Source organism: Pseudomonas sp. ML2-2023-3 (genome assembly GCF_037055275.1).
Lineage (GTDB): Bacteria > Pseudomonadota > Gammaproteobacteria > Pseudomonadales > Pseudomonadaceae > Aquipseudomonas.
The window spans coordinates 4,271,943-4,297,181 of the sequence record NZ_CP146343.1; the positions used below are offsets into that span (position 1 = coordinate 4,271,943).

22 protein-coding genes are annotated in these 25,239 nt (G+C 59.7%); all 22 read right to left on the minus strand.

Annotated elements, in window-relative coordinates; translation table 11 throughout:
- Positions 1–2: 2 nt before the first annotated feature.
- Positions 3–308 carry an STAS domain-containing protein gene (locus V6P94_RS19700; RefSeq protein ID WP_133076002.1) on the minus strand — a complete coding sequence of 102 codons (306 nt, stop codon included), beginning with the start codon at positions 306–308 and terminating at the stop codon, positions 3–5.
- 52 nt (positions 309–360) lie between these two features.
- A complete protein-coding gene (gene fliJ / locus V6P94_RS19705; RefSeq protein WP_133076001.1) occupies positions 361–813 on the minus strand; it encodes a flagellar export protein FliJ in 453 nt (150 codons plus the stop codon).
- A gap of 6 nt (positions 814–819) precedes the next feature.
- Positions 820–2,178: a flagellar protein export ATPase FliI gene (fliI, locus tag V6P94_RS19710; RefSeq protein ID WP_133076000.1), complete on the minus strand. Its 1,359-nt coding sequence runs from the start codon at positions 2,176–2,178 to the stop codon at positions 820–822.
- On the minus strand, positions 2,168–2,926 hold the full coding sequence (gene fliH / locus V6P94_RS19715) for a flagellar assembly protein FliH (protein ID WP_133075999.1): 759 nt from the start codon (positions 2,924–2,926) through the stop codon (positions 2,168–2,170). The genes fliI and fliH overlap by 11 nt, the downstream gene beginning before the upstream one ends.
- The gene (gene fliG, locus V6P94_RS19720) at positions 2,927–3,949 is read right to left on the minus strand and encodes a flagellar motor switch protein FliG (RefSeq protein ID WP_133075998.1); all 1,023 of its coding nucleotides are present in this window, start codon (positions 3,947–3,949) and stop codon (positions 2,927–2,929) included. It abuts the gene before it with no gap.
- Positions 3,942–5,729, minus strand: coding sequence for a flagellar basal-body MS-ring/collar protein FliF (fliF, locus tag V6P94_RS19725; protein WP_133075997.1), 1,788 nt, complete (start codon positions 5,727–5,729; stop codon positions 3,942–3,944). The genes fliG and fliF overlap by 8 nt, the downstream gene beginning before the upstream one ends.
- A 15-nt stretch (positions 5,730–5,744) precedes the next feature.
- Entirely contained in the window at positions 5,745–6,077 is a 333-nt protein-coding gene (gene fliE / locus V6P94_RS19730) for a flagellar hook-basal body complex protein FliE (RefSeq protein WP_019828811.1), read from the minus strand.
- Between the two features lie 243 nt (positions 6,078–6,320).
- Positions 6,321–7,694, minus strand: a complete 1,374-nt coding sequence (locus tag V6P94_RS19735) for a sigma-54 dependent transcriptional regulator (protein ID WP_338649459.1) — start codon at positions 7,692–7,694, stop codon at positions 6,321–6,323.
- A gap of 5 nt (positions 7,695–7,699) precedes the next feature.
- Positions 7,700–8,818, minus strand: a complete 1,119-nt coding sequence (locus V6P94_RS19740) for a PAS domain-containing sensor histidine kinase (protein WP_219262977.1) — start codon at positions 8,816–8,818, stop codon at positions 7,700–7,702.
- Positions 8,819–9,025: 207 nt separating this feature from the next.
- On the minus strand, positions 9,026–10,507 hold the full coding sequence (locus V6P94_RS19745; RefSeq protein ID WP_133075994.1) for a sigma-54 dependent transcriptional regulator: 1,482 nt from the start codon (positions 10,505–10,507) through the stop codon (positions 9,026–9,028).
- 180 nt (positions 10,508–10,687) lie between these two features.
- Complete coding sequence (locus V6P94_RS19750) at positions 10,688–10,981, minus strand: flagellar protein FliT (protein WP_338648385.1); 294 nt, start codon at positions 10,979–10,981, stop codon at positions 10,688–10,690.
- A gap of 16 nt (positions 10,982–10,997) precedes the next feature.
- Positions 10,998–11,387, minus strand: a complete 390-nt coding sequence (gene fliS / locus V6P94_RS19755; RefSeq protein ID WP_019828806.1) for a flagellar export chaperone FliS — start codon at positions 11,385–11,387, stop codon at positions 10,998–11,000.
- A 96-nt stretch (positions 11,388–11,483) separates the two neighbouring features.
- Positions 11,484–12,845: a flagellar filament capping protein FliD gene (gene fliD, locus V6P94_RS19760; RefSeq protein ID WP_338648388.1), complete on the minus strand. Its 1,362-nt coding sequence runs from the start codon at positions 12,843–12,845 to the stop codon at positions 11,484–11,486.
- A gap of 155 nt (positions 12,846–13,000) precedes the next feature.
- Positions 13,001–15,091 carry a flagellin gene (locus V6P94_RS19765; RefSeq protein WP_338648390.1) on the minus strand — a complete coding sequence of 697 codons (2,091 nt, stop codon included), beginning with the start codon at positions 15,089–15,091 and terminating at the stop codon, positions 13,001–13,003.
- Between the two features lie 360 nt (positions 15,092–15,451).
- Complete coding sequence (locus tag V6P94_RS19770; protein WP_019828801.1) at positions 15,452–16,378, minus strand: ketoacyl-ACP synthase III; 927 nt, start codon at positions 16,376–16,378, stop codon at positions 15,452–15,454.
- Positions 16,379–16,796: 418 nt separating this feature from the next.
- Positions 16,797–18,377: a flagellar hook-associated protein 3 gene (locus V6P94_RS19775; protein WP_338648393.1), complete on the minus strand. Its 1,581-nt coding sequence runs from the start codon at positions 18,375–18,377 to the stop codon at positions 16,797–16,799.
- Between the two features lie 14 nt (positions 18,378–18,391).
- Positions 18,392–20,413: a flagellar hook-associated protein FlgK gene (gene flgK, locus V6P94_RS19780; protein ID WP_338648396.1), complete on the minus strand. Its 2,022-nt coding sequence runs from the start codon at positions 20,411–20,413 to the stop codon at positions 18,392–18,394.
- 10 nt (positions 20,414–20,423) lie between these two features.
- Complete coding sequence (gene flgJ, locus V6P94_RS19785) at positions 20,424–21,683, minus strand: flagellar assembly peptidoglycan hydrolase FlgJ (RefSeq protein ID WP_338648398.1); 1,260 nt, start codon at positions 21,681–21,683, stop codon at positions 20,424–20,426.
- 10 nt (positions 21,684–21,693) lie between these two features.
- Positions 21,694–22,803, minus strand: a complete 1,110-nt coding sequence (locus V6P94_RS19790) for a flagellar basal body P-ring protein FlgI (protein WP_133075988.1) — start codon at positions 22,801–22,803, stop codon at positions 21,694–21,696.
- A 14-nt stretch (positions 22,804–22,817) separates the two neighbouring features.
- Positions 22,818–23,513: a flagellar basal body L-ring protein FlgH gene (flgH, locus tag V6P94_RS19795; protein WP_133075987.1), complete on the minus strand. Its 696-nt coding sequence runs from the start codon at positions 23,511–23,513 to the stop codon at positions 22,818–22,820.
- Positions 23,514–23,537: 24 nt separating this feature from the next.
- Positions 23,538–24,323 carry a flagellar basal-body rod protein FlgG gene (gene flgG / locus V6P94_RS19800; RefSeq protein WP_133075986.1) on the minus strand — a complete coding sequence of 262 codons (786 nt, stop codon included), beginning with the start codon at positions 24,321–24,323 and terminating at the stop codon, positions 23,538–23,540.
- A 45-nt stretch (positions 24,324–24,368) separates the two neighbouring features.
- On the minus strand, positions 24,369–25,109 hold the full coding sequence (locus V6P94_RS19805; RefSeq protein ID WP_019828794.1) for a flagellar basal body rod protein FlgF: 741 nt from the start codon (positions 25,107–25,109) through the stop codon (positions 24,369–24,371).
- Between the last annotated feature and the right edge of the window lie 130 nt (positions 25,110–25,239).

The following is a 25,239-nucleotide window of genomic DNA, read 5'->3' on the forward strand; positions in this document are numbered from 1 at the left end:
GCTCAATTGATATCGAACAGCTTGTCAAAGTTGGAAATACCGAGAATCTTGCGCACATCCGGACTGCTGTTGACTACCCGGATATCCGACTCATCGCCACCGGCGTGCTCGCGTAACAGCAACAACATGCCCAGCGCCGAACTGTCGAGGTAGGTCGCGTCTTTCAAATCCACTACCACGCAAGCGGGCTTGGGGTTCAATTCCTCATAGGCGCTGCGAAATTCCTGATGTTTGGCAAAGTCGAACCGGCCCTTGATTGCGATTGTCAGCTTGCTGCCATCTTCGGAGACTTCAGATATCACTGCCATGTGGATGCTCCCGAGGTTGTCCCAGCAACTATAGACGCTTTGTGTAGAGGGGTCAGTACACGTCTTTTCGCGGCAATCGCTGGGACAACTCGTCCATCAATTTTTGCTCGCGCTTGTCTTCCAGCTGGCGGGCTTCGTCGGCGTAACGCTGAACCAGCTTGCGCAGCCCCTCGACGCGGGCATAGGCCGTCTGCCACGTCTCACGGGCCTTGTCGAGGTTGTTCTGATGCCACACCAGACTCTGGCGCTGCTGGCCGACGGCGGTTTCCAGCTGGCCAAGGAAGTATTGATAGTTGCGCAGCCATTGGCCCGACACGCCCTGGCTGCCGCGATCAACCCACTGCGCCTGGTACTCGCCACGGAAGTTTTCCAGGTCCCCCAGCTTGCTGTTCGCCAGGTTGACCTGCCCTTGAAAGTGCCCCAATCGCTGGGCCGCCGCCTTCTCGGTCTTTTCGGCCATATCGACCACTGGCGCCAGGCGCACCGCCCTTGAATCACCGGCCATCGTCGATTAACCACCCTCTGCCGGGGCGAAGATGCTGCCCAGATGCCCGCCGCTCTCGGCCAGGCTGATGTTGTCGTTCAGCCCTTGGCGCAGGTACGCCACCATTGCCGGTTGCAAGGCAATGGCGGTATCGGTTTCACGGTCGCCACCCGGCACATAGGCGCCCACGCTGATCAGGTCGCGTGCTTGCTGGAAGCGGGACCACAGCTGTTTGAACTGCTGCGCACGACGCATGTGTTCTGGCGTGACCACCGACGGCATGACCCGGCTGATGGACGCTTCAATATCGATGGCCGGGTAATGCCCCTCTTCGGCCAGGCGCCGGGACAACACGATATGGCCGTCGAGCACGCCCCGCGCCGAGTCGGCGATGGGGTCCTGCTGGTCATCGCCTTCAGAGAGCACGGTATAGAACGCCGTGATCGAACCGCCACCGGCCTCGGCATTACCGGCCCGCTCCACCAGCTTGGGCAGTTTGGCGAACACCGAAGGCGGATAGCCCTTGGTCGCTGGCGGCTCGCCAATGGCCAGGGCGATTTCCCGCTGGGCCTGGGCGAATCGAGTCAGGGAATCCATCAGCAACAGGACATTCTTGCCCTTGTCGCGAAAATATTCGGCGATTCGCGTGCAGTACATGGCTGCACGCAAACGCATCAGCGGCGCGTCATCGGCAGGCGATGCCACGACCACCGAGCGCTTGAGACCTTCGGTGCCGAGGATATGCTCGATAAATTCCTTTACCTCACGACCCCGCTCACCGATCAGGCCAACCACGATAATGTCGGCCTCGGTAAAACGGGTCATCATCCCCAGCAGCACACTCTTGCCCACGCCCGTACCGGCAAACAGGCCCAGACGCTGGCCGCGTCCGACCGTCAATAAACCGTTGATGCTGCGAATGCCCACGTCCAGCGGCACGCTGATCGGGTCACGCTTGAGGGGGTTGATGGCAGGCCCGTCCATCGGTACCCAGTCTTCGGCCTTCATCGGCCCTTTGCCATCCAGTGCACGCCCGGCGCCGTCAAGCACCCGACCGAGCATGCTCATGCCCATCGGCAGGCGGCCATTATCGGCCAGGGGCACCACACGGGCGCCCGGCGCGATCCCGGCGACGCTGCCCACGGGCATCAGGAAGATTTTGCCACCGGAGAAGCCCATCACCTCGGCTTCGACTTCCACCGGGTGAAAACTGTCGTCGTTGATCACCAGGCAACGACTGCCCATGGCGGCGCGCAGGCCTTCGGCTTCAAGGGTCAGGCCAACCATGCGCAGCAATCGGCCTTCAACCACCGGCTGCGCAGGCAAAGACACAGCCGGGGCATAGGTGCTCAGGCGCTTGGCAAAGCTGGTGCGCTTAAGGTGCATCGAGGTCGATGTCGATGTCAGGCGCCGCCGGATGCAGCGACTGCTCGTGGAGCTGGTCGAGCAACTGGTTCATGGCCTGTTTGATACGGGTTTCGATGCTGGCATCGATGCGGCTGTGCTCGGTTTCAATCCGGCAACCGCCGGGCTGCAGGGTGTCGTCTTCGACAATCCGCCAGTGTTCGTCGTGGCGCTCGCGCAAGGCCTTGATCTGATCGAAATCCTGCGGATTGATGAACAGCCGAATGTTCTCGGCACCCATCGGCAACAGCTTCAAACCCTCGCGCAGCACTTTCTCGATCTGGGTCGAATCGGTTTTGAGCTCACGCTGGATCACTTGCCGGGTCATGTGCTCGACCAGCCCGACCATGGCTTTTTCAAGTTGCTGGTCCTGCTCGGCAAGCGGCGCCAGCAAGCTGTTCATCAAGCGTTCAAGGCTGGCAACCCTGGCGCTCAGGGCAACCTCGGCTTCCTGGCGAACCTTGAGCTGAGTGCTGTGAAAACCTTCTTTTTCGCCCGTGGCAAAGCCTTCGTTCCAGGCTTCCTGGCGAATGCTTTCGAGTTCTTCGAGGGTCAGTGGCTGGACTTCATCCAGCGGCACTTCTTCGCTTTCCACCGGCAGCTCTTCGACCGGCTCGGGCTCAGGCTCTTCGGGCTCGCGCCAAGGGTCAAAGCTGGGCAGGCCCCATACATCGAAGGCACCCACATCCTTGGCCCGAATCACATCTCCGGGGGAGTCACCGCTGCTCACTTAGATCATCTCTTCGCCGCCCTTCCCGCCGAGAACAATGTCTCCGGCTTCGGCCATACGGCGGGCGATGGTGAGGATTTCTTTCTGCGCAGTTTCAACATCACTGACACGTACCGGGCCCTTGGCTTCCAGGTCGTCACGCAACAGTTCGGCCGCGCGCTTGGACATATTCTTGAAGATTTTTTCCTGCACGTTCTCGTCGGAGCCCTTGAGCGCCAGCACCAGCACGTCCGAGGACACCTCGCGCAGCAACGCCTGGATCCCCCGGTCGTCTACGTCGGCCAGGTTGTTGAACACGAACATCAGGTCTTCGATCTGACCCGACAGGTCTTCGTCGATGTCGCGGATCGAATCCATCAACTGGGATTCCATCGAGCTGTCGAGGAAGTTCATGATGTCGGCCGCCCGCTTGACGCCGCCCAGAGAGGTGCGCGCCGCATTGGAGTTGCCGGAGAACTGTTTTTCGAGGATCTGGTTCAGCTCTTTGAGCGCCGCCGGCTGCACAGTATTGAGCGACGAAACCCGCAGGATGATGTCCAGGCGCGCCTTCTGGTCGAAGTGACCCAGCACTTCACCCGCCTGGTCCGGGTCCAGATACGCCACCACAATGGCCTGGATTTGCGGGTGCTCGAAGCGGATCACGTCGGCCACGGCACGCGGTTCCATCCACTTCAGGCTGTCGAGGCCACTGGTGTTGCCACCCAGCAGGATGCGGTCGATCAGGCCGTTGGCCTTGTCTTCGCCCAGGGCCGAGGTGAGCATTTTGCGGATGTAGCTGTCCGAGCCCACGCCAAGGCTGGTCTGGTCGCCGACGATCTCGACGAACTCGCTCATCACCTGCTCGACCTGCTCACGGTGAACGTTGCGCATTTGCGCCATCGCCACCCCCACCCGCTGGACCTCTTTGGGGCCCATGTGGCGCAGCACCTGGGCCGCGTCGGATTCGCCCAGGGACAGCAGCAAAATGGCGGCCTTGTCGACCCGGGTCAACTTGGCGTTGGCGCCCGCACGGTTATCACTCATCGGCATTGATCCACTCTTTTACTACCTGGGCCACACGGCCCGGATCTTCTGCGACCAGACTCTTGATTGCGTTCAACTGAGCGTCATAGCCTTCACTCGGGCTTGGCAACATGATGCTCTGCGGACCGCTGAGGCTGACACGGTCGTTGGCCAACTCACGATCGAGTCCGCCCGGGCCGCCCATCTCGGCATCGCTGCCAATGCCTGCCACTTGCTTGTTGCGACCGTTGCCGGTGATGTTGTTGAGCACCGGGCGCAACACACCAAACACCAGCACCAGAATAAACAGCACACCCAGTACTTGTTTGACCACATCCCAGAACCAGGGCTGCGAATAGAACGGGATGTCGGCGATCACTTCGGCGCGCTCGGTGGAGAACGGCACGTTGATCACACTGACACTGTCGCCACGGCTGGCATCAAAACCCACGGCGTCCTGCACCAGGCGGGTAAAGCGTGCCAGTTGATCGGTGCTCCACGGTACCTGGGTGATTTCACCGTTGGCCGGGTTGACGCTGATCTTGTCGTCGATCACCACCGCCACCGACAGGCGATTGACCCTGCCCTGCTGCTGCTTGGTGTGGCTGATGGAGCGGTCCAGCTCGAAGTTGCGGGTCGATTGCGAGCGCTTGTCTGCCGGGTACGGTGCCAGCATCGGCTGGCCGGTGCCGGGGTCCATGATTTGCTGACCGTTGGCATCGAGCAAAGGCTGACCCGGCTGGATCATGCCCGCTGCGGCGGCGCCCTGGCCGGTTTGCTGAGGGGCGGTGGCCGGGCTCGGCGGCTGATTGCTCAAGGCGCCGGGCACGCCTTGGGGGCCATTGCTGGCGGTGCGTTGCTCGCTGGTCGATTGCTCGCTGCGCAGCGCCGGTTGATCGGGGTTGAACTGCTCGGAGGTGGACTCGACGGCACTGAAATCCACATCGGCCGACACTTCTGCCTTGTAACGGTCATTGCCCAGCACCGGCTGCAGGATGTTGTGCACGCGCTGAGTCAACATGCCTTCCATGCGGCGGCTGTAGTCGAACTGCTTGCCGGCCATGGTCAGTTCGGAGTTTTCACCCTGATCCGAAAGCAGATTGCCTTTTTGGTCGACCACGGTGATCTGGGACTTGCTCAATTCAGGCACGCTGGTGGCGACCAGATTGACGATCGCCAGCACCTGGCCCGGCTCCAGCGAGCGGCCCGCGTAGAGTTCAACCAGGACCGACGCACTGGGCCTGCGCTCATCGCGCACGAACACCGAGCTTTTGGGAATCGCCAGGTGAACCCGTGCACCCTTGACGTTATTGAGGCTGGAAATGGTGCGCGCCAACTCGCCTTCCAGACCACGACGATAACGCGTGGCCTCCATGAACTGGCTGGTGCCCAGGCCCTGGTCCTTGTCGAGGATTTCGAAACCGATATTGCTGTCGGTCGGCGTGACGCCTGCGGCCGCCAGTTTCAGGCGGGCACGGGCAATGTCGTCGGCCTTGACCAGCAAGGCGCCCGAGTTGGGCTCAACGGTGTAGGCAATGTCGGCGGAGGCCAGGGTTTCCATGACCTGCTTGGCATCCATACCGGCCAGGCTGCCATACAGCGGCCGGTAATCGGGTTGCTGGGACCACAACACAACGGCAAAACCAATGGCCACGCTCGCCGCCAGGCCGACCATCAGGCCGACCTGACGCAGCATGGTCATATCGGCCAGGTTGTCCAGAAAAGACAGGCCAAACAGCGGCGGCTTGCCGCCGGCTGGGCCTGTTTGGGCCGGAACGTTATCCGGGAGTGCATCTGCCATGACTTGATATCGCCCTTAAACCGGCATCTGCATGATGTCTTGGTATGCCTGAACCAGCTTGTTACGGACTTGGGTCAACGCCTGGAAAGAAACACTGGCCTTCTGGGAAGCAATCATCACATCCGTCAGGTCTACGCCGGTCTTGCCGATTTCGAATGCGTTCGACAACTGGCTCGATGCCTGCTGCGTGTCGCTGACCTTGTTGATCGCATTGCCGAGCATGTCGGAAAAGCTGCTGGCACCGGCTTCGGGAACCGCCTGCACAGCCGATTTTGGCTGAGCCATGGCGTCCATCTGCATGGCCCGCATGTCCAACATCAATCGATTAAATTCAATACCCTGGCTCATGGACAACTGCCTCCGACGACCCGCAATTTTTTGACACTTTCACAGCGCTTACCGAGGTATAGCAACAAGGGTGCCAGCTCTTTGTCGTTTTATAACAATTACCGTTACAAAACGTCGCAGACAAGGATCACACCTAACCTGTGGGAGCGGGCTTGCCCGCGATGGCATCACCGCGCAACGTCTGATGCCCCGCGTCGATCAAATCGCGAGCAAGCCCGCTCCCACACTGGTTTAGTGGCGCTCTCAGGTTGCGGCAAACAGATAAGCCTCAACATCCATCCCCGCATCGCGCATCTGCGCCAGCTTGTAGCGCAAGGTCCGCGGGCTGATGCCCAGGCGCTCGGAAGCTTCCTTGCGTCGCCCCCGCTCGGCACGCAAGGTGTCGATAATCAGCTGGAATTCACGTCGGCGCAGATCATCACCCAGCGCCCCCGCCGACTCCACAATCTCGACCGGCGAAGCCAGTGCCGGCAAGGGCGCGCAGGCCACAGGCCCTGCCAGGCAAAAATCTGCCGCTTCGATCTGGCCGCCCTGCTGCAAAATCAACGCCCGCTGAATCGCGTTATCCAGCTCGCGCACATTACCGGGCCAGGGGTATGCGCCCAGGCACGCCCGGGCATCCGGCGAAAACCCGACTGCCGTGTGCTTCATTTTGCCGATGTACTTGGCCAGCAGCCGCTCAGCCAACGGCAGGATGTCGGCAGTACGCTCGCGCAGCGGGGTCCAGGCCAGCGGAAACACTGAAAGGCGATAGAACAGATCCTCGCGAAACCGTCCCGCAGCCACTTCGCCCGCCAGATCACGGTTGGTGGTGGCGACCACGCGGATATCCAGCACAATCGGCTTGCGCCCGCCTACCCGCTCCACTTCGCGCTCTTGCAGCACCCGCAGCAGTTTTGCCTGCAGGCCCAGAGGCATTTCGGAAATTTCATCGAGCAGCAAGGTGCCGCCATCCGCCTGCTCAAACTTGCCGGCCTGGGCCGCAATGGCGCCGGTAAAGGCACCTTTCTCATGACCAAACAGAGTGGCTTCGAGCATGTTGTCGGGGATGGCCGCGCAGTTGATCGCCACAAACGGCTGATCAACCCGACGGGAATGCTGGTGGATATAACGCGCCAGCACTTCTTTACCCGTACCCGACTCGCCCGAGATCAGCACCGTCGCATTACTGCGCGCCACCCGCGCCGCCAACTCCAACAGCTGGACACTGGCCGGCTCAACCGCCACCGGACCTTCAGTGTCCGCCACCCCCAGACTGCCCAGGGCATGGCGAGCCACCAGATCGAGCAAGGCCTTGGGTTCAAACGGTTTGACCAGATAGTCCACCGCCCCCTGGCGCATGGCATCCACTGCACGCTCCACGGCGCCATGAGCCGTCATCAGCAACACCGGCAACTGGGGCTGACAGGCGCGCAGGCGAGCGAGCAACTGGTGGCCATCCATGCCCGGCATGTTGACGTCACTGACCACCAGGCTGAACGCCTGCGAAGTGACCGCCGCCAGGGCTTCTTCCCCCGAGCTGACCGCCTTAAAGCCGTGACCGGCCAGCAATAGCGTGTCCGCCAGCGCTTCGCGCAACGCGTGATCGTCTTCGACCAACAGCACGTTAATTCGCATCACCATCAGTTTGCCTCCGCCACACCGGGAATCAGCGGCAAGCTGAGCAAGGCGCAGGTACCACGCCCCAGCCGCGAACGTAACTGCAAGTGGCCCTGATGCGCCCGTACCACCGCGTTGACCACCGCCAACCCGAGACCGGTGCCGGTCGCCTTGGTGGTGAAAAACGGTTCGCCCAAACGCGCCAGGACTCGAGGTTCAATGCCACTGCCACTGTCGCTCACGCACAGCCTCAGGCAGTTATCACGGCGGTATAAATGGACTTTAAGCCGCACCTGCACAGCACCCGTTTGCAGGGCGTTTTCGATCAGGTTCAGCAGCGCGCCCACCAGGGTGTCGCGATTGCACAGCAGCTGCCCCGTATAGGCATCGCACTGCCAGCGTATCGACACGCCCTGAACATGGGTTTGCGCGGCGGCCTGCAGGGTTTGCATCAGGACCTTGGGGCTGACCCGATCTGTCAGCGGCAATTCGCCCCGGGCAAAGACCAGCATGTCGCGTACTTGATGCTCAAGCTCGTGCAGACGCTCCTTGAGGCGCCCGGCAAAGCGCTGCTGGGTTTCCAGCGGCAGCGCCTGCTCGGTCAAATGACTGGCGTAGATCAGGGCCGCCGACAGGGGCGTACGAATCTGGTGGGCCAGGGAGGCAACCATCCGCCCCAAAGACGACAAACGCTCATGGCGGGCGAGTTGATCTTGGAGGCGCCGGGTTTCTGTCAGGTCATTGAGCAAGACCAGTTGCCCCGGCTCGGCATCCAGCGAACGGGTGGCAATCGACAGGCGCCGACCGTCCTTGAGGGAGACTTCGTGACCATCGTCTTCGCGGGGTGCAAAACAGCGGGCAATCACATGGCGCCACAGCTCGCCCTCAAGGGGCAGGCCCAGCAGCTCGCAGGCCGCAGGGTTGGCCTCGCGCACCCGTCCGCGATCATCGATGACGATGACCCCGCCCGGCAGCAGATCAAGCAGGTGTTGCAGGCGATTGGCCAGTCGCTCTTTTTCCGCCAGCTCAGCCATGCGCTGCTCGCTGACCACCGCCAGCTCCCCCGTAAGCTCCGAAACACGGGCTTGGAGCAGGCTATAGGGATCAGGAACGGAAGAAAGCTGGACGGCGGCTTGAGGCATGGTGCGTGCTCGCTTGGCTGACCGTCATAAAACGGTTCGTTGAACCAAGCGAAGCAATACCCGTGCCTGAATAGATAACACAAGCTAACCGCTATGCCGGCCCCGACTTATGTGGGAGCGGGCTTGCTCGCGATTTGGGCGCCTCGCAGTGTCAGGAATAATGCGGTGATGCTATCGCGAGCAAGCCCGCTCCCACAGAGACAGGTGTCAATCGTCTGCCTGTTCTTCGCCTTCACGACGGCTCATGCCGTACTTGCGCATTTTTTCCACCAGGGTGGTGCGACGAATCCGCAGGCGTTCTGCCGCGCGGGCGACGATGCCATTGGCGTCGTCGAGCGCCTGCTGGATCAGCCCCTGCTCCAGCCCACCCAGGTAGTCCTTGAGGTCCAGGCCTTCGGGCGGCAGCATCGCATTGGCGCTGGCGACGAAATCGGTAGTAGCGCTGTTGATGGCCACGCGCTCTTCCATGTCGCTGCGCAGGCTGTCGACCATCTGCTCGTCTTCGTCATCCACGTAGCGGAATTTTTTCGGCAGCTCAACCACGCCAATCACACCATAGGGATGCATGATCGCCATGCGCTCCACCAGATTGGCCAGCTCACGGACGTTGCCCGGCCATGCATGACGGCACAACGACATAATCGCGGCAGAATTGAAGCGGATCGAGCCACGCTTTTCGTGCTCCATGCGCGAAATAAGCTCGTTCATCAACAGCGGAATATCTTCGACCCGCTCGCGCAGGGGCGCCATTTCGATCGGGAATACGTTGAGGCGGTAATACAAGTCTTCGCGGAAGGCGCCGACTTCAATCATGCTTTCGAGGTTTTTGTGGGTCGCGGCAATGATCCGCACATCGGCGCACTGGGTCTTGTTGCTGCCCACGCGCTCAAAGGTACGTTCCTGCAACACGCGTAGCAGCTTGACCTGCATCGGCAGCGGCATATCGCCGATTTCATCGAGAAACAGCGTACCGCCATTGGCCAGTTCGAAACGCCCGGCACGGCTGGTGATTGCCCCGGTGAAGGCGCCCTTCTCATGCCCGAACAGCTCGCTTTCGAGCAGTTCGGCAGGAATCGCCCCACAGTTGACAGGTACAAACGGCGCGTCACGGCGCTTGGAGTGGTAATGCAGGTTACGTGCAACCACTTCCTTGCCGGTCCCGGACTCGCCGAGGATCAAGACGCTGGCATCGGTGTCGGCCACTTGCTGCATCATCTGGCGCACATGCTGAATCGCACGGCTGGTACCGACCAGGCTGCGAAACAGGTTGGGCTCACGATGACGGCCGCGCTCGCGGGCCTGGTCGTACATCTCGCGATAGACCTGGGCACGGTGCAGGGAATCAAGCAATTTGCTGTAGCTGGGGGGCATTTCAAGACTGGACAACACCCGGCGGCGTTGGTCTTCAGGCAAATCGACTGAAGAAACTTCACCTAAAAGCATGATCGGCAGGAACTCATCCCACACAGCCAGTGTCTTAAGCAAGCTTGAAAGACCACCCGCAGTACTCACCGTGCCTACAAGCACGCAGAGTACTTCACGACTGGACGGCAAGACTTTGACGGCTTGCTCCCATTCGTGGCTAGGACTGGCTAAATTTTCTTCACCAAGAAAATTCAGAATCACCGCCAGGTCGCGGCGACGGACGCTATCGTCATCGATCAACAGAATTTTGGTTTCACGCCACATGCAATAGCAACTTCCCTAGTCAACTCAATGCCCCGGATGGCAGGGCATATGTAGACGCCCTAACCCTGTTGGATATCTAAGACGACTGAATACAGAATAACGAGCTAGTTAAGTCAAAAAACTGTGCATAGTCAAATTTATGGCGGTTTAAAAAGCGATTAACCACATATTCTTTAGGCCTTAACCGAATAGATGGTAAACCTTTGACGCATTTTTTGCTTGATTGATCTGCCCCATTTGCTCAACGACTGACTGACGCTCATCGGTCGCGGCTTCCAGCAGCATGCGATACACCACCAACAGCCCTTCCAGATTCTCGCGCAACACTGCCTCATCCAGCGGCGCCTCATCCAGAACACTCTCGACACACATCCGACAAGCCGAGTCCAGCTCGCCGATGGCATCCCAATTGCGCTCGGCCAGAGCATCAATCAGTGCTACGCGGGTTTCCTGAATTCGTTGCAGTTGGCTCATGACACACTCCTCGGGCTTATTGCGGGGCAATGGCATCCCAACCACTTTTTACAGTGATCAGCAGGCGAGCCACTTCATCGATGATTTCAGGGTCGTTCTTGGCATTGGCCTGGGTCAAACGGACCGTCATGAATTCATACAGGCTGTCCAGCTGCTGCAACGCAGCCTTGTCATCGGTCTTGTCTTCATCCAGGCCCTGACGCAGGCCGGTGATGATGTCGATGGCCTTGGTGATCAACATGGCCTTCTGCGGGATATCACCACGGCTCATTGCGCCTTTGGCCTGGGCCATGCGATCCAGACCGCCTTCCATCAGCATTTGAATCAAGCGATGGGGGCTGGCTTCGGAGATTTGAGCGTGGGAATTAACCTTCTGATACTGACGAAGGGCGCGCATCGGGTTCATGTTTCGACCTCATTACGGTGACTGGCAAAAATCGCGGGTTCTTGATCTTTTTATCGACAGAAGCGGCCAAAGCTTTAGTGCCAGGGCCGGGTAAAATCAGTCGGATTTAGGGTTATTCAAGGAGTTGAGCGTGGTCATGATGCTGGAGCTGCTGGCGTTGATTTTGGCGATCAGGCCATCCATGGCCGTGTATTTGGCGGTCAGGGTGCTTTTCATGGATTCCATGCGCCGGTCCAGGTCTGCTTGCTGAGTGGTCAGCGTGGTCAGCTTGATGTTCAGATCCGTAGCCCGCGCCGCCAGCAACCCGCTGCTGCCGACATAGCTTTCGGTCGCCTTGGTCATACGGGTTATCAGGCCGGTATCGCCGGTAAACACCTTGGCAATCTCGATTGCACCGTTGGGTGTGGCAACTGCGGCTTTCCACTTGGTGTCATCCAGGGTCAGCAGCCCGGTTTTCTGATCGGTACTGATGCCCATCTGGGACAGGTTGCCGACACTCGACGTACCCGAGTTTTGCAGCAGCTCGCCGCGCAAACCGTTGACCAGCTGACGCATCGACGCGTCACCCGTCAAGGCACCTGCAGTGGTGGTCGCCGCATCACCGGTGGCGGTGACTTTGGTCTGGGTATTGATGCTGGTCAGCAGCGCGTTATAGGCACTGACAAACGACTGAACCGAAGTTTTCAGGGTGTCGGTGTTGGAGGCCACGGTGATGGTGGACGCTTTGGTATCGAGCAACTCAAGGGTCACGCCACTGATGGCCGAGGTGATCTTGTTGCTCGACGACTCCATGGCGATGTCATCGATGGTGTACTCGGCATTCATCGGCGGCTTACCGGCGTCATACCCGGTGGCCAGCTCCGAATCACCGCTGACGGTAATATCGGTGCCCTTGCCCGTGGTCTGCGAGCCGATCACCAGACGCGAGCCGTTGGCATCGGTCAGAACGTTGGCGCTGATACCCTTGGACTGCAGCTGCGTGTTGATCGCGTCCCGGGTCTGCTGCATGGTCGCGCCAGCCGGGATCTTGACGTCATAGCTATCACCGGACTGGGAGATGGTCAGGGTCTGGTCTTGCTCGCTCGAGTTGACCGACGCCGATGCGCCCCCTTCAAACACCTTGCTGGTGATTTTTGATGCGGTCGCCAACTGAGTGACGTTCAACGCGTATTTGCCGCTGGACGCCTTGTCATCGATGGTGACTTTAGAAATTTTTTCGTCATTGGACGAAGCGGTCAAACCGTTGAAACTGGAGACACTGTTGAGTTTGGCAATGGCTGCGCGATAGGTTTCGAGCGAAGCTTTGACCGTGCCCACAGCGGACAGCTGAATCGTGGTGTCTTTTTGTTGCGCAGTAATCTGGCTTTGCTTGGGCGCTTTTTCAGCATCCACCAAGGCTTTCACAATCCCGACAGTGTCAAAACCCGAACCGACACCGGTAATCGTTGAACTGGCCATCTGTATTCTCCTTGTACGGTGGCTATCGCTTTATTGACGAAGCAAGTGCCAAGGGTGCAGGCAGCTTCACAATTCGTGCCACCTTCAAGCAGTAAATGCTGAAAAAACAAAAGGGCACGTAAACGCGCCCTTTTGTTCTCAACCCAGCGCTGAAATTACTGAAGCAATTTCATGACAGCGGAAGGCAGCTGGTTAGCCTGGGACAGGATCGCGGTGGAAGCCTGTTGCAGGGTTTGTTGCTTGGTCAGCTCGGCGGCTTCGGAGGCGAAGTCAGTGTCCTGAACGCGACCCAGTGCAGCGGTGGAGTTCTCGGAAATGCTCTGCAGGTTGGCCACGGTGCTGGTGAAACGGTTTTGTACGGCACCCAGGGAGGAACGTTGGGTGTCGATCTGCTGGATAGCATCAGACAGGGCCTGGACGGTACGCTGGGAGTCAGCGGCGGTCAGGACGCTCAGGTCGGAGACGGTGGTTTCTACGGTGGTGGCTGTGGTTTTGCCGGTGCCAGTACCCGCCTGGGCTGCAGCGGTCAGACCCAAGGCCTCCAGACCAGTACCCGCAGCACCATCCTTCACGGTGATATCTTTGTTGGAGAACAGCTTCAGAGTGCCGTCAGTGTTCTTGCTGGCAGTTACACCGGTACTAGCGCTATTGATAGAAGATACGATGGAGTCGGCAGTGTCACCCTTCTTGAACTTAACTTCGACGCCGTTCAATTCGATCGATGTATCAGCTGTCAGCTTGGCCTGAGAAGTACCTGCCGACAGACCCAGCTTAGCCAGCGAGCCGCCAGAAACGTTGGCCAACTTAACGTCATTACCATCGGTAGACTTAAGCTCAATACGACCTTCAGCATTAATGGTCGCAGACTTAATCCCATCAACCGCCTTAAGTGACTTCAAAAGATCATCGACCGTATCACCGGCTTTCCAAGAGACCGCGCTACCGTTTACGGTAATAGAACCTGCACCCCCTATCGCAGAGCTGCCAACTTTAGCAGGACCTTCAGCAGCAAGGCCTGCTTTGGCGGCATCAGCCCCTCCAATAGCGATATCCCCTGTCGTGGAGGTCAGCGTCATGACCCCTTTGGATGGATCAAACGTCGCACTTACACTTGTGTCTGCAGCTGTAATAGCGTCAGCAAGATCGGCACCACTCATGCCAGCGGTAACTAAAACTTTATTGCCGTTGATGGTGATGTCGTCTGCAGCTGTTAACTTCGAAGTACCGCCAGTTGCCAAACTCGCAACAGCTACACCCACTGTGGTGGTAGTGGTGGTGGTAGAGGGAGGGACAGTGGGAGTAGTAGTGGAAGTGGCAGCATAAGTTCTAGCATCAAGGCCCACTTTAGCCACAGCGTTACCGCCCACTTCTATATCGGCATCCGACGTAAGTGTAAGTACTCCGTTGCCATCAATGTCCGCTTTCAGCTTTCCATTGGTATCTGTAGCTTCAATCGCAGCTTTAAGCTCATCCGGGGTCATGGTGGCCGCGAACGTTACTGGATTGTTGTTAATCGTCAGTGTGTCTGTACCCACCGTGAACGCTGATGACCCACCCGTTTTCAGGTCGGCCACAGCTGTACCGACAGCTGTGGCACTCGTAGTCGTAGTCGTGGCAGGTGCAGTGGTCGTTGTAGTCGTAGGGCTAACCACGACATTTTTCAGCACGGAACCAATGGTACTGGCTGACAGCTTTTCCATCGCCGCGCCGGCCACAGACGCTTCACTGTAAGAACCTTTCAAACCAGTAGCACTGATATCGCTCATACCAAACGAAATGGTCTGGTTGGCATCAGCACCCACCTGGAACGCCTGGTTCTGGAAAGAACCGTCCAGGATGTTACGACCACCGTAGGTAGTGGTTTGTGCGATACGGGTCAGTTCACCGGTTTTCGCAGTAAATTCTTGTTGCAGGGACGCACGGTCGGCGTCGCTTTTATCACCGTTCGCGGACTGCAGGGCCAGTTCACGCAAACGTTGCAGAATGTTGGTCGACTCTTGCATCGCGCCTTCAGCGGTCTGCGCGATCGAGGTGCCGTTGTTGGCGTTGGCGATGGCAACGGTCATGCCTTTGGTCTGAGAGGTCAGACGGTTGGCCATCTGCATGCCAGCAGCATCGTCTTTGGCGCTGTTGATTTTCAGGCCGGAAGACAGACGAGTCATCGAGGTGCTCAGTGCATCGCCGGCTTTGTTCAGGTTCTTCTGAACGGTCTGGGACGTGATGTTAGTGTTTACTGATAAAGCCATGACGAAATCCTCATTGGATGAATACTGCGGCTTCCGGCCCTGGCAACCGCCGGGTGTGGCCTAGAGAACCTTCGTAATAGTTATCGTCGTCAAAGCGGGTTGCTTGAGGGGTTTTTTGAATTTTTTTACTGGCAGGAGGCCATCCCTTGTATTTCAGGGGGTTAGCGAGGGATGACCTGCCAGGCATCCCTTGATGTGGGAGCGGGCTTGCTCGCGATTCGGGCGGCGCGGTACTTCAGGGAAACCGGGTTGATGCCATCGCGAGCAAGCCCGCTCCCACAGATGGCATCACCCCCCTGTCAGAACGCAAAACGCCCGTGGCTTTTTGGGCCACGGGCGTTTTGTGTGTCGGCTTGAAGCTTATGGGCGATAGATGATCGCCGAGCCCCACGACAGGCCCACGCCAAAACCGCTCAGCGCTACGCGCTTCCAGCTGGCTTCCATGACGTGTTTTTCCAGCAGCAGAGGAATGCTCGACGACACGGTGTTGCCCGTCTCGACCATGTCCTTGATGAATTTCTCCGGCTCGCCTTCAAAACGGCGGGCCACGGCGTCGACAATGGCCGCACTGCCCTGGTGGATGCAGAAGGCGTCGATGTCCTTGGAGGTCAGCTCGGACTCTTCCAGCAGCTCGTTCAGGTGCGCAGGCACTTTGAGCAGCGCGAAGTTGAAGACCTGGCGGCCGTTCATGAAGAACACGCCATCGCTGACTTTCAGGTGCGGAGCGCCGGAACCGTCGGTGCCGAACTTGGCCTTGCCCAGCTGCCAGGGAGCGTCTTCGCCCATCCAGGTGGCGGTGGCCGCGTCGCCGAAGAGCATAGTGGTGTTGCGGTCTTCAGGGTCGACGATTTTCGAATACGGGTCTGCGGTGATCAGCAGGCCGTTTTTCAGGCCCGTGGCTTCCATAAAGCCTTTCATCGCGTAGATGCCGTAGACATAGCCCGAGCACCCCAGGGAAATGTCAAAGGCAGCCACGTGGGTCGGCAGACCGAGCTTGTCCTGAACGATGGCGGCCGTGTGCGGCAGGCCTTCGGCGTCGCCGTTCTGGGTGACGACGATCAGCGCGTCGATGGATTCGCGCTTGAGCTGCGGATTGTTGGCGAACAGCGCGTTGACCGCTTCGACACACAGGTCCGAGGTTTCCTGGTCGGCGTCTTTGCGCGGAAGAAAGGCCGAACCGATCTTGCCCAGAATGAATTCTTCGTCCTTGGAGAACTTCGCGCCTTGCGCGTAGTTGTCTACACCGCTTGCTGGCACGTAACTGGCGATGCTTTTAATGCCAATCATTGTGGCTTCCCAATACTGAATAGCTGGAGATCACCCGCTCGCACAATCGAGGGGCGCTGACAATAAAAGGGCTTTATCGCGCAGGAATGCGGCGAATGTGGGTGCATAAAAATAGACAAAACAGCCTGAAAAAGGCCCGGCACCCGCCCGTACGTTTCACACGATACAGTGAAGATGCCCGTTATGACTCATAGGTCACGCTATTTTGTGTGGTTTTATACAAAACATTACGAGAGCACAGAACCAGGCCTGTAGTCGCTGACGAGGAACGAAGGCTGCGATCGAGGGCGAAGCACTCGTAATCCATTCACCCTCGATGCATCAGAAACACTGCGGGAACCGGGCTTGCGAAGACTGCGTATTCGATCGCAGCCTTCGTTCCTCGTCAGCGACTACAGGTCAGGTATGCCGTCGTTAATCAAAGCTGGTTAAACAGGCTCAGCTGGGAGATTTTGACGAACGCCAGTTGCGAGGCTTCGAGCATGGCTTTCTGGAATGCCAGTTCGATGGATGCCCCCGCCATGTCGGTGTTGCCAATGGCCGCCGTGGTGGAGTCGTTGGCCAGGCCCAGGCTGATGTTTTCGTCAGCCTGGATGTCCACCGTCTTCAAGCGCGCACCAATCGAACCCCGGGCGCTGTCGACGCCGGCACTGGCGTTTTTCAGGTTGCCGATCGCGGAGTTGATCGCGTCCTTTTGCGTTTGCTGGGCCAGCGGGTCTTTGTCGCTCGGGATCACCAGCGCCTTGCGCAGTTGGCTGATGGTGTCCAGCGCGCTTTGGCTCTGGTGGTTGTTGCGGTTGATCGCAAACTGGTCGCCCGCTTGCGCCGTACCGGTTAAGTCGAATTTGATCCCCAGCGCACCGTCGGTCACGTTGCCTTGGGCAATCGACTTGCTGTCGGCCGTCAGCGGCTGGGCATAGACCTCATACTCCGTGGCGCTGGTGAATTTGATCACCGCGCCATTGCTCGGAAAGCTATCGCCGTAGACCCCGGGGTCGGTCACGGTCGCGTTGGTGATCTGTGCGGTCGAGCCGTTGCCCGGCGTGCGCGAGGTGTTGAACGAGTCCGGCTTGGCCTCAAGGGTAAAGGTGCGCCCCGCCACTGCCGCATCCAGATCCGCCGCCGGGATGTCCTTGAGGTTGGGGGTGATGTCGAACGACACGCCGCGCAGGCTGATGTTCTGGGAGCCATCCTTGGTCGGGTCGAACACGCCATTGCCCGCCACCTGGGAGGTCAGGTCGTTGCCGTCGCGGTCGGTCAGGGTGTACTGGGTGCTGCTGCTGAACGTCAGCGTGTACGGCTGGCCTTCGGCAAAGCTTTTGTTGAACACCGGGCTTGAAGTGACCAGGCCAGCCGAGACGGAAAGCTTGCCATCATTGACCGATGCCACGCCGTCAGCGTCCAGCACCGGTACGAAAGTCGCCTGGGTGCGCCCCGTATTGACCGAACCTTCCATGAAGCTTTTGGCCGTGTCGCTGCTGGCCAGGGTCAGGGTGTCCGAGACTTTCAGGTTGAGCTGGGTGTCGTCGCCCTGATAGCTGTAGGTGCCATCGTTGTTACGGGTGTAGGGCGCAGTATCGGTCTTGGAGCCCGAGAACATGTAGTTGCCTGCGGAGTCCTTACTGTTGAGCAGGCTGAACACCTGCTCTTCAATGCTGCCCAGTTCGTTGGCGATGGCCGTGCGATCCGCGTCGCTTTTCCCGCTGCCAGCCCCAAGCGCCAGTTCACCGGCCTTTTGCAAGGCGGTGTTGATGCTGTCGAGCACCGATTCCTGAGCCCCCAGGGAAGACTTGATGCTGTTCATGTTGGTGGAATACTGGCCCAGCATGTCTTTTTGCTGTTGCAATTGCAGCAGGCGCGCGGCGCCCACTGGGTCATCTGCGGCAGTCTGGATACGCACGCCGGAATCGATCTGGCCCTGGGTCTTGATCACCGACGAGAAGTTGTTCTGGTAGGTGGCACTGGTCGATTCAAAAAACTGCGAAGTAGAAATACGCATCGTCGCGGGCTCCCTTAAAGACTGTTGATCAGCGTGCTGAAGGTTGCTTGCGCCGCTTTGATGATCTGCGACGAGGCCGTGTAGTACTGCTGGAACTTGACCAGGTTGGACGCTTCTTCGTCCAGGTTGACCTGGGACACCGAGCTGCGCACTTCCTTGGCGTACGCCAGCGCCGCGCCGTTGGCGGTGCCGTCGACGGCGGCCTGACTGGCCTTGCCGCCCACCTTGGACACCAGCTGGCTGTAGGAGGTGGCCATGCTCACGCCGCCATTGCCCTGGCTGTCCGCCCCCACCGTCGCTTTGGTCTGCAGGCCCAGCAGTTCGTTGGCGTTGCGGTTGTCGGCCTTGCCGTCCTTGTTGAACTGGATATCGAAGCTGTCGCCCTTGCCCGGCGAGCCGCTGAGGGTTGCATCGAAGCTGACATCGGTCACGCTGCCATCAGCGTTGGTGACTGGCACCTTGATAGTGACCGCGTTGTCCTGGCCCGGCACATAGGTGCCGTCGCTGATTTTTTCGCCTTTTTCGTTCAGCACCCGGTAAGCATGGGCGCCATCGCCATTCACACCATCAAAGACAATACGCACCGGCATCGCGGCTTCGATCTGGGACTGGCCCAGGTTTGTGCCGCTGTAAATATCCAGCGCCGATGACAGGTTCAGACCGCCCACCGCCCCGGTACCGGTGTTGGAGCCGCCCGCCCCCGCCACCAAGGGCCCGGCGAACGCCAACTTATTGGCATCGGTCATTTGCACACCGATATTGCTCGCGCCGCTGCGGGTGGGGCTGACTTTGAAAGTGTCGCCCGCCGCGACCGCACCGTCCTTCGGGAGCTGAAGGGTAAAACCGTCAATCACCTGCTTGTCACCAAGCTTGAACGGGCCCTTGGCATCCTGGCCGTCAGAACGCTGGATCGTGTATTCGGTGGCACTAGTGAATGTCACCTTGTAGTCGTAAGCCGTCAGCTGGCTGCTGTCGCTGATGCTCACGTTCAGGTTGCTTGAGCCGACGCTGTTGCCCGTCGCCGCCAGGCTGCGCTGGGTGATGGCCTTTTCGCTGTTGATGTTAGTGAACAGCGACGAACCAAACTCGCCGTTGGCATCCAGGCCCTGGCCCAACTGCTGGTTGATGGCATCGGCCACCACTATTGCCGTGCGCCCCAAATCGTTGATCGCCGGTGCAAGCACATCGTCGCGATAGCGCAGCAGGCCGCCGATCTTGCCGCCACTGAGCACCGAGGTCACATCGGAGCTGGACTGCTGGTAATTGATCTGGATGCTGTACTGGCTTTTATCGACCTGGCCCGGCACCGCCGAAAGGGTATTGGAGGTGGAGCCTTGCACCAGCGCCTGCCCGGTGCCCAGGGTAATGTCGTAAACGTTGTCGTGTTCCTGAACCGTAACGCCCACCAGCTCGTTGAGCGTGCGCACCGCTTCGTTGCGCGCATCCAGCAGGTTGTTCGGCGTATTGCCACCGGTGGTGGCCTGGGCGATCTGCTTGTTCAGCGAAGCAATGGTTGCCGTGTGCTGGTTGACCATCGAGGTCAGGGTGTCCAGCTGGCTGTTGATGCCTTCGTTCTGCTGATTGAGCTGGGACGAAATCGAGTTGAAACGGTTGCTCAGGGTTTGCGCGCTGGTCAGCAGCAACTGGCGAGCGGACACATCACCGGGGGCCGCGGCGGAGGTTTGCAGCGAGCTGAAAAAGCTGCTGAGTGCGGCCGAAACCCCGGTGTTTTTATCCGACAGCAGCTTGTCGACCGTGCCGATCTGATCCAGATACGCCTGGGCATCGCCATTGAGCGAGGTGGTGGTTTGCAACTGGGCGTCGAGGTAGGCGTTGTACACGCGGCGCACGTCGGCCAGGGTGGTGCCGGTGCCGATAAACACCCCGCCCACCTGTTGCGAGGCGCCACTGCCCTGGACAATTTGCTGACGCGAATAGCCCGAGGTATTGGCGTTGGCAATGTTGTTGCCCACGGTGGCCAATGCGCCCTGGCTGGCGTTCAGCCCCGACATCCCGATGTTGATCAAACTCGCCATGGTTCAAACCTTATAAATTCGTGAGAGAACCCGTCGAGGCGTAGCTCTGGTAGGTTTTCATTTGCTTGGCTATCTGAGAAATCTTGCTCGCGTATTCAGGGTCGGTTGCGTAACCGGCCTTCTGCAACTCACGTACAAACTGCTCCGGTTTATCGGCCGCATTGAGCACTTCTTTATAACGATTGTTGCTCTGCAACAGCGTGACCAGATCGTGGAAGCTGTCCTGATAGGAACCGTAGGAGCGGAAGTCCGCCGTCTCCTTGACCATCTGCCCGCCCTTGAACTCACTGGTGATGGCCCGCGCTTGCGCCCCCTGCCAGTTGCCGGTGGCCTTGATGCCGAACAGGTTATGGCTGCTGCTGCCGTCCTGCTGGCGCATCACCGACTTGCCCCAGCCGGTTTCCAGTGCCGCTTGCGCCACCAGATACAGCGGATCGACACCAATACGGTCGGCGGCCTGCTGCGCCATCGGCAGCATCGTCGCGACGAACGCATCGGGGGAGCTGAACGCCTGCTTGGCCGGGGCCAGTGGCGGCTGCGCCACGGCACGCCCGTAAATCTGCATCCGCCCTTGTGCGCCACTGGCGCTGAGCATCGGCTGGCGACCGCCCTTGAGCACCGCGTCCAGCCCCGGCGAAGTGCGGCCCGGCACGGCGCCCGTATTGAGGGTTGAGCGCGCAGGGTCGGCCGAAGGTACGATCCCGGCCAACAAGCGGTCGGTCAGCTTGGTGGGCAACGCCAGGCGCCGCTGATTGAGCATGGCCATGTCATTTTTGTGCCCGCCGGCCGCCGCATCCGGCGCGAGGGTGACCCGCGAAGCCCACAACGGACGCTGGCCACTGCTACGAACAAACGGGCTGTCGCCGGTGGCGGTGGCCGTCGGGGTTTTGACTTCGGCGGTCAGTGCCGTGGTCGCCGCAGCCTCCCCCGGCACGGCGGATTTGTTTTTCGACATCTGGCGCATCAACACGTCAGCCAGACCGATACCGCCGCCCTGGCGGGACAAGGTCACCGACAGTTGCTGGTCGTACATTTCCTGATACTGCTTGGCCGCAGGGGTATTGAGCGGGTTGTCCTTGCCCAGCACTTCATTGGCCGAGCGCATGGACTTGAGCATTTCATTCAGGAACAGCGACTCGAATTCCTGCGCCACCTTGCGCATGTTGGCATCGCTTTCACGGTCGCCGACCTTCAGGTTGTTCAGCCGATTAAGGTCGGTAAACGCTCCCGAATCGCTGCCACTGACCACCCCGCTCTTACGCATGTCCATGATGTCGGCCTCAGATCACGATCAGGTCGGCTTGCAAGGCGCCGGCCTGTTTCAGTGCTTCGAGAATCGCCATCAAGTCCCCTGGCGCCGCGCCGACCTGGTTCACCGCCCGTACGATCTCGTCCAGGGTGGTGCCCGGGCCGAACTTGAACATCGGCTTGGCTTCCTGCTGGGCATTGAGGCGCGAGCGCGGCACCACAGCGGTTTCGCCGTTGGACAGCGGCCCGGGCTGGCTGACAATCGGGTCTTCGGTAATGGTGACGGTCAGGCTGCCGTGGGTCACGGCGGCAGGCGATACCTTGACGTTCTGGCCGATCACGATAGTGCCGGTGCGCGAGTTGATGATGACCTTGGCCACCGCCTGCCCCGGATCGACTTCGAGGTTTTCCAGGATCGACAGGTAATCAACCCGCTGGCTTGGGTCCAGCGGCGCGGTCACACGGATCGAGCCGCCATCAATCGCCTGCGCCACACCCGGGCCGAGCAGGTCGTTGATCTTGTCCACTACGCGCTTGGCCGTGGTGAAGTCCGAACGGTTGAGGTTCAGGGTCAGGCTGTTGCCCTGGTTGAAGCCACTGGGCACCGCACGCTCCACCGAGGCCCCGCCCGGAATGCGCCCGGCCGACGGAACGTTGACGGTGATCTTCGAGCCGTCACGGCCTTCTGCATCAAAACCGCCCACCACCAGGTTGCCCTGGGCGACCGCATACACGTTGCCATCAATCCCCTTGAGCGGCGTCAGCAACAGCGTACCGCCGCGCAGGCTTTTGGAGTTGCCGATGGATGAAACGGTGATATCGATCACCTGCCCCGGCTTGGCAAATGCTGGCAAGTCGGCACTGATGGACACCGCTGCAACGTTTTTAAGCTGCACATTGCCCGAGCCTGGCGGCACTTTGATGCCGAACTGGGACAGCATATTGTTGAAGGTTTGCAGGGTGAACGGGGTTTGCGTGGTCTGGTCGCCCGTGCCATTCAACCCGACCACCAGGCCGTAACCAATCAATTGGTTGGAGCGCACGCCAGAAATGCTGGCGATGTCTTTCAACCGTTCGGCGTGCACGCCCAGGGAGGTCGACAACAGCAACACGGCTGCCAGCAGATGCTTGAGGTTGGGCATGGTGAAGTTCATCACTAAAAGGGAAACAGCGGGCTAAGGAAGAATCGGTCAAACCAGCCTGGCTGACTCGCATCGGCAAACGAGCCGGTCCCCGAATAGGTAATGCGCGCATCGGCCACGCGGGTCGAAGACACGGTGTTGTCGGTGGAGATGTCATCGGCGCGCACCAGGCCAGCAATGCGCACCAGTTCGTCACCCGTGTTCAGGGTCATCCACTTCTCGCCGCGCACGGCGATGATGCCGTTGGGCAATACGTCGGCCACGGTCACAGTGACGGAGCCGGTGAGGCTGTTGCCCTGCCCGGCCTTACTGTCGCCCTTGGTGGCACGGCTGCCGCTGTAACCGGCATTGAGGCTCAGATCACCACTGCCCAGGGGGTTGTTGGTGGTCAGACCGCTGCCAAACAACGAAGTCAGGCCAATACTGGTGTTGCTGTTTTTACCGATGGCCGAGTTGGCGTTTTTGCTCGCCTGCGTCCGCTCGTTCAGGGTGATGGTAATGATGTCGCCAATGCGGAACGCCTTGCGGTCGCTGTACAGGTTCTGCTCGAAGCCAGCCTGGTAAATCGAACCGTTATTGGCCGCAGCCGGCAGCGGCGTGCGCGGCAGGACCGGCGCGTAGTACGGATCGTTGGCCCGCGGCGGCGGACTGACGCAACCGGCCACAAAGGTAATGGCGCCCAGTGCCAGAACAGAAAACAAGCGCTTCATGAGCTCTCCCGCTATTTCACGTAATTACAGGTTTTGCGTGACGAACGACAACATCTGGTCAGCCGTGGAGATCACTTTCGAGTTCATCTCGTAGGCGCGCTGGGTGGTGATCATGTTGACCATCTCTTCCACAGTGCTGACGTTCGAAGTCTCAAGCATGCTCTGCATGGTCAAACCGAAGCCGTTGAGGCCGGGGGTACCAATTTGCGGCGCGCCGCTGGACGCGGTTTCCAGGAACAGGTTACCGCCCTGGGACTGCAAACCGGCCGGGTTGATAAAGTCGGCGGTCTGCACGTTGCCGATCACCTGGGCGGCCGGGTTGCCGGCGATGGTCACCGACACGGTGCCGTCCTGGCCGACGGTGAAGGTCTGGGCATCGGCGGGCACCACAATCGCCGGTTCCAGGGCAAAGCCGCTGGCGGTGACGATCTGGCCGTTGGCATCCAGGTGGAAAGTACCGTCACGGCTGTAGGCCGTGGTCCCGTCGGGCTGCATGATCTGGAAGAAACCACGGCCATTGATTGCCATGTCCAGCGGCTGGTCGGTGGTCTGCAGGCTACCGGCGGAGAAGTTTTTCTGCGTGCCTACGATGCGCACCCCGGTCCCCACTTGCAGCCCCGACGGCAGTTCGCTGTCCTGGGTCGACTGGGCACCTGGCTGGCGCTTGATCTGGTAGAGCAAGTCCTGGAACTCGGCGCGATCACGTTTGAAACCGGTGGTCGAAACGTTGGCCAGGTTGTTGGAAATGGTGGTCAGGTTGGTGTCTTGTGCAGCCAAACCTGTTTTTGCAACCCACAGTGCCGGAAGCATGGTGCTCTCCTCGCGCGCCGGTTTTTCGGCGCTGCGTTCAAGTAATTAGCTGATGGACAAGACCCGAGTCATGGCCTGGTCGTCTTCTTTGGCGGTGTTCATCATTTTGATGTGCAGTTCGAACTGCTTGGACAGAGCCAGCACCGAGGTCATTTCATCGACGGCATTGACGTTGCTCGCCTCCAGAAACCCCGAGACCACCTGCACGTTGGCATCGGCTGGCGCCGGTTGGCCGTCGTTGGTGTGGATAAGGCCGTCCAGGCCCTTGCTCATGGTTTTCAGGTCTGGCTGGACCAGCTTGATGCGGTCCACTTGCGCCATCACCCGTGGGCCTTCGCCCTGGGCACGAATGCTGATGGTGCCATCCTGGCCGACTTCGATCTGTTGCTGGGGCGGCACCGCGATCGGCCCGCCGTTGCCCATGATCGGCATCCCGTTGCCAGCACGCAGAATGCCCAGGGCATCCACATTCATGCTCGCGGTACGCACATAGGCTTCACTGCCGTCGGGTGCCTGCACGGCCAGCCAGCCATCGCCGGACACGGCCACATCCAGATCCCGCCCTGTTTCAACCAGAGCGCCGGGAGTGAAGTCGGTCGCGGGGCGTTCGCTCAAGGCAAAGGCACGCGCAGGAAAGCTGTCACCGAACACCGGCATCGAACGGGCCTGTTCCAGGTCACGCTGAAAACCGTTGGTCGAGATGTTCGCCAAATTGTTGGCATGGGCCTTTTGCGCCAGAGCGTTCTGACTGGCGCCGGTCATTGCCACATATAGGTACTTGTCCACAGTCTTTCCTCTGTCTGACGGACGCTTGCCGCCCACCGCTGTACTGCCGTGGTTAAAGCAATTTGCGCACCAACTATTTTTTGACGCCGTGCGGCGCGGGTTTGCGAGGAGATGGGGTGCGGTGCGGGGC